The sequence below is a fragment of the Cryobacterium sp. MP_M3 genome, from assembly GCF_015752155.1.
In the GTDB taxonomy this organism is placed as follows: Bacteria; Actinomycetota; Actinomycetes; order Actinomycetales; family Microbacteriaceae; genus Cryobacterium.
The window spans coordinates 263,178-277,347 of sequence record NZ_JADOVI010000002.1 but is presented as its reverse complement, the minus strand read 5'-3'; the positions used below and the strand labels follow the sequence as shown (position 1 = coordinate 277,347).

The following is a 14,170-nucleotide window of genomic DNA, read 5'->3' as shown; positions in this document are numbered from 1 at the left end:
CGAAGCACGGTAGGTTCCCTACTATGGCCTCAGACCACTACTTCACCCCGGCACCCGACAGCGCCCTGAAACTCAGGCAGATCACTGTCTCGCTGGGCGGCCAGGACCGGCAGTTGACGACCGCCAATTCGGTCTTCAGCCCCGACCACATAGACACCGGCACCCAGGTCCTGATCGGCAACGCTCCGACCCCGCCGCCGGGCGGCGACTTCCTCGACCTCGGCTGCGGTTGGGGCCCGATCAGCCTGCACCTGGCCCTCGCCTCGCCCCGGGCCACCGTCTGGGCGGTCGACGTGAACGAGCGCGCGCTCGACCTCGTGCGGCTCAACGCGGAGAAGCTGGGCCTGACCAATGTCACGGCCGTGCTGCCCGACCAGGTTCCGGCCCATCTGAGCTTCCGCACGATCTGGTCCAACCCGCCGATCCGGGTCGGCAAGAGTGAGTTGCACAACCTCCTGCACACCTGGCTGCCGCGCCTGGAGCCCGACTCGGATGCCTGGCTCGTCGTGCAGCGCAACCTCGGTTCCGATTCGCTGCAGCGTTGGCTCGACGGCGACCTGCCCGACGAGTTCACGACCAGCCGGCACGCCATCAGCAAGGGCTTCCGGGTGCTGCGCGTCAAGCACCACGAGTGAAGCCCGGGCACGACGACCCGCGCCGGATCCGGTCCTGCGCGTTCTCAGGCCAGGCGGAACACCCCGTCGAAGACCAGGTCGGCCGGGCCGGACAGTGACACGTGCTCGCCGTCCTCGGTCGGGAACATCCGCACGCCCAGCACGCCGCCCCTGACTTCGACCCGCCACTGGTTGGGTGCCCCGGCTCCGGCCCAGTGCCGGGTCGCGAGGGCCGCCGCGGCGGCGCCGGTGCCGCAGGACAGGGTTTCGCCGCTGCCGCGCTCGTGCACGCGCATCCGGATGCGGCCGACGCCGTCGACGACGAGCGGGTCGTTCGGCACGACGAACTCGATGTTCGCGCCGGCCGACGGCTCGGGGTCGAGCTGCGGTACGAAGGTGAGGTCGGCGTTCTCCAGTTCGGCGTCGTCGGCCAGGGCCACGACGACGTGCGGGTTGCCCACGTTGATGCCGAGGCCGGGGCGGGCGACCGGCAGGTTCTTCGCCCGCACGAGCGGTTCGCCGCCGTCGAGCTTCCACCGGCCGAGGTCGACCTGGTAGCCGGTTCCGCCGCGCTGCACGTCGCGCACTCCCCCGCGCGTTCCGATGCTCAGGGTCTCGCCGCCGGCGAGCGTCGCCAGGCCCTGCTCCACCAGGAACCGGGTGTACACGCGGATGCCGTTGCCGCACATCTCCGAGACGGTGCCGTCGGCGTTCCAGTAGTCCATAAACCATTCGGCCTGGTCGTCCTCGGCCAGCGCGGCGGCGCCCGCGTCGAGGCTGCGTGAGCGCACCGCACGGATGATGCCGTCGCCGCCGATGCCGAACCGGCGGTCGCAGACCGCGCGGATCTGGTCGGGGGTGAGGTCGATCCGGCCGTCAGGGTCGGCGAACAGCACGAAATCGTTGCCTGTGCCGTGTCCTTTGGTGAAATTCAGATCCAGTCCCATGGGTCCAGTTTAGGAGAGCGGCGTCGCCGGCATCCCGCCGTCGATCCGATCGAGGGCCTGCTGCGCCCGGTCGGCGGCGGCGGAATCGATCCAGTGGGTGTGCGGGGAGCGTTTGAACCAGCTGACCTGTCGCCGGGCGTAGCGGCGGGTGAACTGCTGGGTTTGCTCGATCGCCTCGGCGCGGGTGAGGGTGCCGCGCAGCTGCCCGAGCGCCTGCGCGTAGCCGATGGCCCGGCTGGCGGTGATGCCGGTTTCGATCCCCGCGGGGATCAGCGCCTCGACCTCGTCGGGCAGCCCCGCGGCCCACATCGCGGTGACGCGCGCGTCGAGGCGGGCCGTCAGCTCGTCCCGGGGCGCGCGCAGCCCGACGGTCACGGCCGGCCGCCAGTAGACCGGTTCTCCTGGCAATGCCGCGGCGTGCGGGGCCCCGGTGAGTTCGACGACCTCGAGCGCGCGCACGAGCCGGCGGCCGTTGCTCGCGCCGATCCGGGCCGCGGCGACCGGGTCGACGGCTTTCAGCCGGGCGTAGAGCGCGCCGGGGCCCTGCTCGGCCAGCTCGGCCTCGAGCCGTGCCCGGAGCACGGGGTCGGTGCCGGGGAACTGGAAGTCGAACACGACAGACGACACGTACAGCCCGGAGCCGCCGACGAGGATGGGCACGGCGCCCCGCCCGATGATGCCGGTGATGGCCGCCCTGGCCTCGACCTGGTACCGCGCGACGGTGGCCTCATCGGTCACCGCCAGCACATCGAGGAGATGGTGCGGGATGCCGCGGCGTTCGGACATCGGGAGCTTGGCGGTGCCGATGTCCATTCCGCGGTACAGCTGCATGGCATCCGCGTTGACGATCTCGGCGGCCCGGCCGCGCGCGACCAGGCGTTCCGCGAGGTCGAGGGAGAGCTCGGACTTGCCGGTGCCGGTCGGCCCGACCACGACCACCAGTCCGGAGCCGTCGCCCGTGTCGACGTCGTGCACCCGGTTAGCGCTCCCCGTCGGTGACGTCGTAGATCGGGGTCGTGGAGACCGCGCCGCGCGCCGCGGGCACCCCGGTGGAGGGCAGACCCAGAGTCGGCATCCCGAGGGACACGGCACCGCCCGTCGCCGCCGTGCCGCCGTGACTCGGCACCCCGCAGGCCTCGGCCTCGGCCAGGTCCCAGGCATCGTCGGCGCGGGTGCGCCGGATGCGCAGCGGGGAGCCGTCGAGCGAATCGGCGATCAGGTGGAACGGCGCGGCCTGGGTCACGGTCACGGTGACGATGTCGCCGGGACGGGGCAGCTCGGAGCCCGCCGGCACGTCGAAGTGCACCAGCCGGCTGTCGGGGGCGCGCCCGCTCAACCGGTGGGTGTCGGCATCCTTGCGGCCTTCGCCGTTCGCGACCAGGAGCTCGACCTCGCGGCCGATCACGGCCTGGTTCTCCTCCCAGGAAATGCGCTCCTGCAGCGCGGCCAGGCGTTCGTAGCGGTCCTGCACGACCTCCTTGGGCACCTGATCGGGCATGGTGGCGGCGGGCGTGCCCGGACGGATCGAGTACTGGAAGGTGAACGCGGTCGCGAACCGGGCCTGTTCGACCACGCGGAGGGTCTCCTGGAAGTCCTCCTCGGTCTCGCCGGGGAAACCGACGATGATGTCGGTGCTGATGGCCGCGTGCGGCATCTGAGCCCGCACCCGGTCGAGAATGCCGAGGAAACGTGCGGAACGGTAGGAGCGCCGCATCGACTTGAGGATGCGGTCGGAGCCGGACTGCAGGGGCATGTGCAGCTGCGGCATGACCGCCGGGGTCTCGGCCATCGCGTCGATCACGTCGTCGGTGAACGCGGCGGGGTGCGGACTGGTGAAACGGATGCGTTCCAGCCCCTCGATCCGCCCCGCGGCACGCAGCAGCTTGCCGAATGCGAGACGGTCGCCGAACTCGACCCCGTAGGAGTTGACGTTCTGGCCGAGCAGGGTGACCTCGATCGCGCCGTCGTCGACGAGGGACTGGATTTCGGCGAGGATCTCGCCGGGACGACGGTCCTTCTCCTTGCCGCGGAGCGCCGGCACGATGCAGAAGGTGCAGGTGTTGTTGCAGCCGACCGAGATGGACACCCAGCCGCTGTAGCTGGAGTCGCGCTTGGTCGGCAGGGTGGACGGGAAGGTTTCCAGCGCCTCGAGGATCTCGAGCTGGGCCTCGCCGTTGTGCCGGGACCGTTCGAGCAGGCTGGGCAGCGACCCCATGTTGTGGGTGCCGAACACGACGTCGACCCAGGGTGCCTTCGCCAGGATCGTGTCCTTGTCTTTCTGGGCGAGGCAGCCGCCGACGGCGATCTGCATGCCTTCATGACGCCGCTTGACCGAGGCGAGCTGGCCCAGGTTGCCATAGAGCTTGTTGTCGGCGTTCTCCCGCACGGCGCAGGTGTTGAGCACGACGATGTCGGCCTCCTCGCCGACCGCGGGAACGTAACCGGCCGCCTCGAGCGAACCGCTCAGGCGTTCGGAATCGTGCACGTTCATCTGGCAGCCGAAGGTGCGCACCTCGTAGGTGCGCACCCGGCCGTCCGCGGCGCGGGCCGCGCTCGACGGCGCGATGAGGGTGCGGGTGCGGGTCATCGGGTGGTCCTCGGTGCTCGCTGCCGGTGGGCTCAGCGTCACGGCGCCGGAGGATGGGGATGCGGGGGTGCTGCGGGTCATAGTGGCCTCAGTTTACGCGTCGAACCCTGAGCGCGGGGAAGGACCGCTCGATCAGCGGAACCGCACCCGGGAAGCTCCCCCGGACCCGGAACGGGATGCGAGGGCGGCCTTGACGGCCAGGCGCACCGCGGACGAGGCATAGCCCTTGCGCATGAGGAACCCGGTCAGCCTGCGGTCGACGGTCTGGTCGTCGAGGCGGCCCAGTTGCTGCACCCGTTTGCAGGCCAGTTCGATGGCACGTTCCGCCTCGTCGTCGGGGAGCTCTTCGAGCTTATCAAGGATGAGGTCGTGGTCGAGGCCCCGGCGGCGCATCTCGGCCTGCACCCCGGACCGGCCCAGGCCCTTGCGTTCGTGGTGGCTGTGCAGGATCTGGTCGGCCAGCTTGGCCTCGTCGATGTAGCCGAGCTCCGCGAACCGGTCGATGACCTCGTCGATCTCGTGTTCGGCGATCTCGGTGCCTGCCAGAACTGTGCGTGCCTCGGTGGCCGACAGCGAGCGTGCGCGCAGCCGCTGCAGCAGCATCTGCTCCGCGTGCTCACGTTCGGCCGCCGCGTCGGCCTCGGCGGTGGCCGAGGACGCCGCAGCCGGGGCATCTTCGTCCTCCTCGTGCGCCTCGTGGGGCGCCGGCGTTGCCGAACCGGTCGGGGCTGCACCGCGCAGGTAGGTGACCGGGGCCAGTGCCGGTGTGCCGGCCGTGGAGTCCTCCGCGGCCGGTTCGGCCGACAGGGCCTTCGCCGCGGCCCGCGCCTTGCTTTTCGCGCGGGCCGCGCTGATCGGGGTGACCTCGTCGGCCGGTTCGAAGTGCACCATCGCGGCTACGCGCCCTTGCGCGCTGCGAGCTTCGCCGGGACGGACTTGGCGTCCAGGCCGGCCTCCTTGGCCGCGGCCGCAGCAGCGGCCGTGACTGCGGCCGCCGCGGCGTCGGCGGCGAGCTGGGCCTTCTTGGCTGCGGCACCCTCAGGGCCGACACCGAGCTTGAAGAGGATCTTCTTCTCGATCTCGTTGGCCATGTCGGGGTTCTTGAGCAGGAAGTTCCGGGAGTTCTCCTTGCCCTGGCCGAGCTGGTCGCCGTCGTAGGTGTACCAGGCTCCGGACTTCTTGACGATGCCCTGGTCGACGCCGAAGTCGATCAGGCTGCCCTCCCGGGAGATTCCGATGCCGTAGATGATGTCGAACTCGGCCTGCTTGAACGGCGGCGCCATCTTGTTCTTGACGACCTTGACCCTGGTGCGGTTACCGACGGCTTCGGTGCCGTCCTTGAGCGTTTCGATCCGGCGGATGTCGAGTCGGACCGACGCGTAGAACTTGAGCGCCTTTCCACCGGCGGTGGTCTCGGGGCTTCCGAAGAACACGCCGATCTTCTCGCGCAGCTGGTTGATGAAGATCATGGTGGTGTTGGTCTGGCTGAGGCCACCGGTGAGCTTGCGCAGCGCCTGGGACATCAGGCGGGCCTGGAGTCCGACGTGCGAATCACCCATCTCGCCCTCGATCTCGGCGCGAGGCACGAGCGCGGCGACGGAGTCGATCACGATCAGGTCGATCGACCCGCTCCGCACGAGCATGTCGGCGATCTCGAGGGCCTGCTCACCCGTATCGGGCTGGGAGACCAGGAGGGCGTCGATATCGACGCCGAGCTTCCTCGCGTATTCGGGGTCGAGGGCGTGCTCCGCGTCGATGAAGGCGGCGATGCCGCCGCCCTTCTGTGCGTTGGCGATCGCGTGCAGGGTCAGCGTGGTCTTTCCGGAGGACTCCGGGCCGTAGATCTCGACGATGCGGCCGCGCGGGAGTCCACCGATGCCGAGCGCGACGTCCAGCGCGATGGAGCCCGTGGAGATGGTCTCGACGGGGGCTCGCTCGTCGCTGCCCAAGCGCATGACCGAGCCCTTGCCGAACTGGCGGTCAATCTGGGCGAGAGCTGTATCGAGTGCCTTCTCGCGGTCTGCTGCTGATGCCATGGTGGACTCCTTCGGTCATTCGTTTCGGCGCCTATAGGCTGTCGACCGCGGCGGCCGGGAAGACCCCGGGTGCCGCTCTCGACAAGGCATTCGCTGTCTGTCTCTGACGAAAACCGACTGTACGCCGCACCTCCGACACTGGCCGGAAACCATGGCGCACGTGCACAATTCGTCGTCGACGTCTGCTGTTGAGGAGCCTATCAAGATACGAACACGTATTCGAGCCATTGGCTCTCGGCACGGGCGTGTCGTCGAAACTCACAGCACCGCCGGAGGGTGCGGGTGCGGGTGCGGGTGCGGAGGGAGCGGATGCTATTTTCGCGCGGCGGGGAGCCCCGCGCCGTACCAGCGGCTCTTCGGAACGTCGGTCTCAGCGCACAGCGCGAGCCACACGTCGCGTGCCGGAGCACCGCCGGCCAGTGCCTGGTCGGCGGTGCTCCCGAAGGCGGTGAGGATGAGGTCCCTGGTGAGCACGCGGCCGTAACTCTCGCCGAACTCGTCTTTCAGGGCCTGGCGGAATTCACTCAGGCGCATACGGGGACCATGGTGACCGGGCTGACGGTCAGCGGACCATCAGACCGGTGTCGAAGTTGGCGACCAGTTCGTCCGGAACGGTGTCGGGGAACCGGTCGATTCCCTCGATGACCGCGAGACGGTCGCCGACCTCACGCATGATGACCGAGATCGGGGTCTCCAACGCGTCTGCGACGGAGGCCAGAATTTCGGAGGACGCTTCCTTCTGACCGCGTTCGACCTCGCTCAGGTAGCCGAGGGCCACGCTGGCTTTGCTCGCAACCTGACGCAGAGTGCGCCCTTTCTGCAGGCGGAAGTCCCTGAGCACATCGCCGATTTCCTGTCTTACAAGAATCATCGGAACCTCCTTCTCGTACCTTCTGAGTACTGCTTGTGAACTACTGGCGTCTGGTGTCTGGTGTGGCGGATGGCTTACAGTACTACATTCATCCGACACCCTGAGACTACCGACGACTACTGGGCTTTTCTTGTGAATCTGTCCTGTGTAACCGCCGTGTCTCGGGAACTATTCCGGGCGGGAACCGGCTATCAGGGTGTGCACAGCTTCGACGGCGCCGGCCACGGTCTGTGCCCGGATCGCCGCCCGGTCGCCGGCCAGGCGGAGCGGAATCGCCCACCCCTCGCCGCCGCGGGACAGCCCGAGGAACACCGTGCCGACCGGATGCCCGCCCTGGGGGTCCGGGCCGGCGACGCCGGTCGTCGCGATGCCCAGGTCGGCGTCGCGACCGGCCGTCGAAAGCCTCGTGCGCACACCGCGGGCCATCTGGATGGCTACCTCCGGATGCACCGGCCCGTGTTCGGCCAGGAGCTCGGGGTCCACGCCGAGCAGGGTGTGCTTGAGCTCGGTCTGGTACGCCACGACTCCCCCGTTGACGCAGAGGGATGCCCCGGGGATCCGGATGAGTTCGGCCGTGAGCAGGCCACCGGTGAGCGACTCGGCCACGGCGATGGTGAGGCCGGCCGCGGTCAGCGCGCCGATCAGATCGGCGGTCAGGTCCGGCGTCGCGGTCATCGACGTCAGTTCGCGGCCCGGGCGCCGCGGTTGTCGCGGCGGGCTGCGAGGAGGTAGTCGACCCCGGTGATCACGGTCGCGACCAGTGCCGCGGCCATGACCGCCGCGTTCACCCAGTGCACCCAGTCGCCGAGCGGCAGCCAGAGCGGCACGAGGGCCAGCGAGATCGCCACGGACTGCAGCACGGTCTTGAGCTTGCCGCCCCGTGAGGCGGGGATCACCCGGTCCTTGAGCATGACGAACCGGAAGACGGTGATGCCGATTTCGCGCACGAGGATGACGATGGTCACCCACCACCAGAGTTCGCCGAGGATTGAGAGCGACACGAGGGCCCCGCCGGTGAGGACCTTGTCCGCGATCGGGTCGAGGAGCTTGCCGAGGTCGGTGACCTGGTTGTTGCGGCGGGCGATCGCGCCGTCGATCCCGTCGGTCGCGATGGCGAGGATGAAGAGCACGGCTGCGGCCCAGCGGAGGGCGCCGTCCTGGCCGGCGTCGGCCAGCAGCAGCCAGATGAACACGGGGGCCAGCAGGATGCGCACCACCGTGATCAGGTTGGGCAGGTTCCAGTTGCCGGATCGCGCGACGGGCGAGAGTGGTGTGGCCATCGGTCATTCCCTGTCGGTCAGTTGCCAGGCATCCTCATCGGGGGCGGCCTCTTCTTCAGGGTACCCCTCGGACATCTTCGCGACCGGGTCGCCGGCGTACCGGGAGTCGGGGGCGCTGTCGGCCTGGTGTGCCGCGGCGGCCTGCGCGGTGGCGGTGGCCGCGTGGTGCTGCTCGTCCGACCCGCGCAGCAGCGCGAGCACGCTCGGCAGCTGTTCGACCGTGACGAGCACGTCCCGGGCCTTCGAGCCCTCGGACGGGCCGACGATCTCACGGGACTCGAGCAGGTCCATCAGGCGGCCGGCCTTGGCGAAGCCGACCCGCAGCTTGCGCTGCAGCATCGACGTGGAGCCGAACTGGGTGGAGACGACGAGTTCGGCAGCGGCGAGCAGCACCTCGAGGTCGTCGCCGATGTCGGAGTCGATCTCCTTGCGCGGGGCGACCATCGAGACATCCGGCCGGTAGTCGGGGCGGGCCTGCTGGGTGACGTGCTTGACGACCCGTTCGATCTCGGCCTCGTTGACCCAGGCACCCTGCACCCGGATGGCCTTGGACGCCCCCATCGGCAGGAACAGGGCGTCGCCCTGACCGATCAGCTTGTCGGCGCCCGGCTGGTCGAGGATGACCCGGGAGTCGGTGACGCTGGTCACGGCGAAGGCGAGCCGGGACGGCACGTTGGCCTTGATCAGGCCGGTGACGACGTCGACGCTGGGCCGCTGCGTGGCCAGGACGAGGTGGATGCCGGAGGCGCGGGCGAGCTGGGTGATGCGCACGATCGAGTCCTCGACGTCGCGCGGGGCGACCATCATCAGGTCGGCGAGCTCGTCGACGACGACGAGGAGGTAGGGGTAGGGCTTGAGGGTGCGGGCGCTGCCGGCGGGCAGCACGATCTCGTTGTTCACGACGGCCTTGTTGAAGTCGTCGATGTGGCGGAAGCCGAAGCTGGCCAGGTCGTCGTACCGCATGTCCATCTCTTTGACGACCCATTGCAGGGCCTCGGCGGCCTTCTTCGGGCTGGTGATGATCGGCGTGATCAGGTGCGGCACCCCTGCGTAGGCGGCGAGCTCGACCCGCTTCGGGTCGATCAGCACCATCCGCACGTCGCTGGGCTTGGCGCGCATGAGCAGGCTGGTGATCATCGAGTTCACGAAGCTCGACTTGCCGGAGCCGGTGGAGCCGGCCACGAGCAGGTGGGGCATCTTGGCGAGGTTGGCGATGACGAATCCGCCGCCGACGTCTTTGCCGACCCCGATGGTCATCGGGTGGGTGCTGTTGGTCGCGGTGCCGGAGCGGAGCACGTCGCCGAGGGTGACGATCTCGCGGTCGGTGTTGGGGATCTCGATGCCGATGGCGCTCTTGCCCGGGATAGGCGAGAGGATGCGCACCTCGTTCGAGGCGACCGCGTAGGAGAGGTTCTTGCTCAGCGCGGTGACGCGTTCCACCTTGACGCCCGGGCCCAGTTCGATCTCGTACTGGGTGACGGTGGGGCCGCGGGAGAACCCGGTGACCTTCGCGTCGACCTGGAACTGGCGGAGCACCTCGGTGATCGACTTCACGATCTCGTCGTTCGCGGCCGAGCGTGCCTTCGCCGGCGGGCCCTTGGTCAGCGTCGTGTTCGACGGCAGCTGGTAGGGGGCTGCCGGCTCGGGGGCGGCGGCTTCGGGGCGCGGGGCCAGCGCGGCCGCGTCGAGCTCATCGAAACCGGGGAGCACCTCGGTGAGACCGGTCGGGTCGTCGGCGTACAGCCCTGTGGCCGAGCCGCGCGGCACGTCGATCTCGCCGGTGAAGCGCTTGATGGCGTTCTCGGCGCGCAGGAGGTCCTCGAGCACCTCGGTGCCGTAGTGGTCCGTGTCGCCGTGGTCCTTGTCGCCGCCCGCGGCCGGCTCGGCGCCCTCCAGCGCGGTGGCGAAGCTGCCGCGACCGTCGCCGCCGAGCAGGGTGCTCAGCGGGTCGGATGCCGGCGGCTCCGCCTCCCCGGCGGGGTGCGCATCCGTGCTGACCGGGCTGCTGAAATCGGGGTCTTCCTCGCGCTTGCTCGTGTTGCGCCGCCACCAGGGCAGGGTGCTGGTGTCCTCGTCGACGCCGTCGAGTTCGACCTGCACGGTCTTCTCGAGCTTCGCCTCCCGGGCGGCCGCGCGTTCCTCGGGGTCGGGGAGCTGGGCGCCGAACAGCCAGGCGTAGAGCTCACGGCTGCGCGCGCCGATCCGGTTCGGCGGGGTCTTCGTGATGATGAAGAGGCTCAGGGCCAGCAGCAGGATCACGACGATGGTGGCGCCGATGGCGGTGGTCAGGTAGATCAGCGGCGCGGCGATCATCCAGCCGATCACCCCGCCGGACAGGGCGAGCACCTCCATGCCGTCGCTGGGCGCCGGCTGTCCGCCGAAGATGTGGCAGAGGCCCGAGACCGACACGAGCAGCAGCGACAGGCCGATGCCGATCCGCCCGTTGTCGTGGACCGAACTGGGATTGCGGAAGAGCCAGACCGCGAACACCAGCATGATCACGGGCAGGGCGAACGCGACACGGCCGAAGAGGCCGCCGAAGGTCCAGGCGTCGAGGGTCTGCGCCACGGGGCTGTTGATCAGGAACCACTCGATCACCGCGCCCACGATGGCCAGGAGCACGAGGAAGAAGGGCAGTCCGTCTCGGCGTTCCTCTTTGGAGAGCTGTTCGGGGCCGAGGGCGCGCGCGGCGCCGCCGGTGACATGGGCGAGGGCCATCCAGATGCGGGCGAACAGTCCGGGGCCGGGGTCGCCGGCCGTGAACTTGACGGTCTTCTGGGTTGCGGTCTTCTGGGTTGCGGTCTTCTGGGCGGGCTTTCGCGCGGCCGTCCCGCGCGCAGGCGAGGTGCGGGCGCGCCCGGTCGACTTAGTGCTCGTAGCCATGAAATCTACGGTACCGTCGCCCTCCGACATCCGGGTCACCCCACGCCCACGCGATTGCGCCCGGTTGTCGTCTCACCGGTTCGGGATGGAGTTTTTCGCGACCCGCCGTGCCCGGCGCCCGGGAAACCCGCGTGGCGCGAATTCCTCCGGTCGGAGCGTGGGGAGCGCCGGGCGGCGGGGCGCCGGAGCGGGTTACGCCTCGATCACCAGGGGGACGATCATCGGGCGGCGGCGGAATGCCACGTTCACCCAGCGGCCGACCGTGCGGCGCACGATCTGCTGCAGGGCGTGCGTGTCGCGCACCCCGTTCTGCGCGGCCTCGGCCAGGGCGGCCTCGATCTTGGGCCGCACGGCGTCGAAGACGGAGGCGTCCTCGGCGAATCCCTTGGCGTGGATCTCCGGGCCGACGATGACCTTCCCGGTGGAGGCGTCGACCACGATGATGATCGAGATGAACCCCTCCTCGGCGAGGGTGCGGCGGTCCTTGAGGTCGGCGTCGGTGATCTCGCCGACGCTCGACCCGTCGACGTAGACGTAGCCCAGGTCGAGCTGGCCGACCTTCCGCACGACGCCGGCGCGCAGGTCGAGCACGGTGCCGTCCTCGGCGAGGATCACATTCGCGTCGGGCACCCCGGTCAGGGCGGCGAGCTTGGCGTTGGCGACGAGGTGGCGGTACTCCCCGTGCACGGGCAGCACATTCTTCGGCTTGAGGATGTTGTAGCAGTAGGTCAGTTCGCCGGCGGCGGCGTGCCCGGAGACGTGCACCTTCGCGTTGCCCTTGTGCACGACGGTGGCGCCGAGCTTGGTCAGCCCGTCGATGATGCGGTAGACCGCGTTCTCGTTGCCGGGGATCAGGCTGGAGGCGAGGATGACGGTGTCGCCGAGACCCACCTCGACCTGGTGGTCCATGTTCACCATCCGGCTGAGCACGGCCATCGGCTCGCCCTGCGACCCGGTGGACATGTAGACGATCTTGTCGTCGGGGATGCTGCCGGCCTTCTTGAAATCGACCAGCACCCCTTCCGGCACCCGCAGGTAGCCGAGTTCGGCGGCGATGGTCATGTTGCGCACCATCGACCGGCCGAGCAGGGCCACCCTGCGGTCGTTCGCGTGGGCGGCGTCGAGGACCTGCTGCACCCGGTGCACGTGGCTGGAGAAGCTCGCGACGATCACCCGGCGCGGGGCACGGGCGATGACGTCCTCGAGCACCGGGCCGATCAGGCGCTCGGAGGGGGTGAAGCCCGGGACATCCGCGTTCGTCGAGTCGACCAGGAAGAGGTCGACGCCCTCGGTACCGAGCCGGGCGAATTCGCGCAGGTCGGTCAGCCGGTGGTCGAGCGGCAGCTGGTCCATCTTGAAGTCGCCCGTGTGCAGCACGGTGCCGCCGACGGTCTTGATCGCCACGGCCAGGGCGTCGGGGATCGAGTGGTTGACGGCGACGAACTCGAGGTTGAACGGGCCGAGGCGTTCCTTCTGGCCCTCCTTGACCTGCAGGGTGTACGGGGTGATCCGGTGTTCCTTGAGCTTCGCCTCGATGAACGCGAGGGTCAGCCCCGACCCGATCAGCGGGATGTCCTGGCGCAGCTTGAGCAGGTACGGCACGGCGCCGATGTGGTCCTCATGCCCGTGGGTGAGCACGACCCCGAGGATGTCGTCGAGGCGGTCCCTGATCGGGCTGAAGTCGGGCAGGATGAGGTCGACGCCCGGCTGGTGCTCCTCAGGGAACAGCACCCCGCAGTCGACGATGAGGATCTTGCCGTCGATCTCGAACGAGGTCATATTGCGGCCGATCTCGCCGAGCCCCCCGATCGGGATGACCCGCAGCGTGCCCGGTTCGAGTGGGGCCGGGTCGTAGACGTCGATGGGCATGGGCCCTCCTAGGGGGTCGGTGGCGTGATTAGCGTGTTGTTCCGGCGATCTTCGGCAGCGCGCCGCCCGCGGCGGCGTTGCGGTCGGGGCGGAAGTTGGAGAAGTCGACCCCGGGGATGTTCTTGACCAGGTCGATCTCGTCCTCGATCTGCGCGGCCTCGAAGTCCTCCGGGCCGACCAGGGGCAGGCGCACCCGCGGGCTGCCGATCCGGCCGAGGCCGTGCAGGATGTACTTGACCGCGACGGTGCCGGGCACGTGGGTCATGCAGGCCCGCACGAGGGGTTCGAGCTGGCGGTGCGCGGCGGTGGCCGTCTTCAGGTCGCCGGCGTTGACGGCGTCCACCATCTGGCGGTACGGCGTGGCCGCGATGTTCGCGGTGACGCCGATCAGTCCGGTCGCCCCGATCGACAGATGCGGCAGCACGTTCGGGTCGTCGCCGGAGAAGTAGAGCAGGTCGGTCTGGTTGAGCACCCGGCTGACCTGGGCCAGGTCGCCCTTGGCGTCCTTCACGGCGAGGATGTTCGGGTGCTTCGCGGCGCGCAGGATGGTCTCGTAGTTGATCGGGACGCCGGTACGACCGGGGATGTCGTAGAGGATCACCGGCAGGTCGGTGGCGTCGGCGATCATCCGGAAGTGGGTGAGGATGCCCGACTGGGTGGGCTTGTTGTAGTACGGGGTGACGATCATGTTGCCGTCGGCGCCGGCCTTCTCGCTCTGGCGGGCGAGCTGCATGGCGTGCGCGGTCTCGTTGGAGCCGCCGCCCGTGATGATCTTGGCGCGGCCGGCCGCGACGTCCTTGCCGACCTCGACCAGCCTGATCTTCTCCGGGTCGGTCAGGGTGGACGTCTCCCCGGTGGTGCCGGTGACGACGATGCCGTCGGCGCCGGCGGTGATCACGTCGTCGATGTGTTTCGCCACTCCCGCCCAGTCGACTTCGCCGTCGGCAGTGAAGGGAGTGACCAGGGCGACGAGGACCTGGCCGAAAGGGTTATAGGACGTAGACACGGATTACAGGCTATCGGTCACGGTGCGAGATCGCACGCGGTGCGCGGCGCGGCCGGGCCTGCGCCGTAACCTGTCGT

The 14,170-nt window shown here is 69.4% G+C and carries 13 protein-coding genes; 1 reads left to right on the top strand and 12 read right to left on the bottom strand.

Annotation, left to right across the window (positions count from 1 at the left end):
* Positions 1 to 23 precede the first annotated feature (23 nt).
* On the top strand, positions 24 to 635 hold the full coding sequence (locus IWX89_RS04420; RefSeq protein ID WP_196902358.1) for a class I SAM-dependent methyltransferase: 612 nt from the start codon (positions 24 to 26) through the stop codon (positions 633 to 635).
* 44 nt (positions 636 to 679) lie between these two features.
* On the opposite strand, the gene dapF is transcribed toward IWX89_RS04420, so the two are convergent.
* The 12 genes from dapF to dapA form a co-directional block, all read right to left on the bottom strand.
* Entirely contained in the window at positions 680 to 1,561 is an 882-nt protein-coding gene (dapF, locus tag IWX89_RS04415; protein WP_196902357.1) for a diaminopimelate epimerase, read from the bottom strand.
* A gap of 9 nt (positions 1,562 to 1,570) precedes the next feature.
* A complete protein-coding gene (gene miaA, locus IWX89_RS04410) occupies positions 1,571 to 2,536 on the bottom strand; it encodes a tRNA (adenosine(37)-N6)-dimethylallyltransferase MiaA (protein WP_307836418.1) in 966 nt (321 codons plus the stop codon).
* A gap of 4 nt (positions 2,537 to 2,540) precedes the next feature.
* Positions 2,541 to 4,148, bottom strand: a complete 1,608-nt coding sequence (gene miaB, locus IWX89_RS04405) for a tRNA (N6-isopentenyl adenosine(37)-C2)-methylthiotransferase MiaB (RefSeq protein WP_196902404.1) — start codon at positions 4,146 to 4,148, stop codon at positions 2,541 to 2,543.
* A gap of 132 nt (positions 4,149 to 4,280) precedes the next feature.
* Positions 4,281 to 5,039 carry a regulatory protein RecX gene (locus tag IWX89_RS04400; protein WP_196902356.1) on the bottom strand — a complete coding sequence of 253 codons (759 nt, stop codon included), beginning with the start codon at positions 5,037 to 5,039 and terminating at the stop codon, positions 4,281 to 4,283.
* A gap of 5 nt (positions 5,040 to 5,044) precedes the next feature.
* Positions 5,045 to 6,184, bottom strand: a complete 1,140-nt coding sequence (gene recA / locus IWX89_RS04395) for a recombinase RecA (protein WP_134510498.1) — start codon at positions 6,182 to 6,184, stop codon at positions 5,045 to 5,047.
* A gap of 312 nt (positions 6,185 to 6,496) precedes the next feature.
* The gene (locus IWX89_RS04390; RefSeq protein ID WP_196902355.1) at positions 6,497 to 6,718 is read right to left on the bottom strand and encodes a DUF3046 domain-containing protein; all 222 of its coding nucleotides are present in this window, start codon (positions 6,716 to 6,718) and stop codon (positions 6,497 to 6,499) included.
* Between the two features lie 28 nt (positions 6,719 to 6,746).
* Positions 6,747 to 7,055 (bottom strand): helix-turn-helix domain-containing protein, encoded by a 309-nt coding sequence (locus IWX89_RS04385; protein WP_134510496.1) that lies wholly within the window; start codon positions 7,053 to 7,055, stop codon positions 6,747 to 6,749.
* Between the two features lie 168 nt (positions 7,056 to 7,223).
* Complete coding sequence (locus IWX89_RS04380) at positions 7,224 to 7,730, bottom strand: CinA family protein (protein ID WP_196902354.1); 507 nt, start codon at positions 7,728 to 7,730, stop codon at positions 7,224 to 7,226.
* Between the two features lie 5 nt (positions 7,731 to 7,735).
* Positions 7,736 to 8,335, bottom strand: coding sequence for a CDP-diacylglycerol--glycerol-3-phosphate 3-phosphatidyltransferase (pgsA, locus tag IWX89_RS04375; RefSeq protein WP_196902353.1), 600 nt, complete (start codon positions 8,333 to 8,335; stop codon positions 7,736 to 7,738).
* A 3-nt stretch (positions 8,336 to 8,338) separates the two neighbouring features.
* On the bottom strand, positions 8,339 to 11,218 hold the full coding sequence (locus IWX89_RS04370; RefSeq protein ID WP_196902352.1) for a DNA translocase FtsK: 2,880 nt from the start codon (positions 11,216 to 11,218) through the stop codon (positions 8,339 to 8,341).
* 192 nt (positions 11,219 to 11,410) lie between these two features.
* A complete protein-coding gene (locus tag IWX89_RS04365; protein WP_196902351.1) occupies positions 11,411 to 13,087 on the bottom strand; it encodes a ribonuclease J in 1,677 nt (558 codons plus the stop codon).
* A gap of 28 nt (positions 13,088 to 13,115) precedes the next feature.
* On the bottom strand, positions 13,116 to 14,093 hold the full coding sequence (gene dapA / locus IWX89_RS04360; protein WP_196902350.1) for a 4-hydroxy-tetrahydrodipicolinate synthase: 978 nt from the start codon (positions 14,091 to 14,093) through the stop codon (positions 13,116 to 13,118).
* Positions 14,094 to 14,170: the final 77 nt, after the last annotated feature.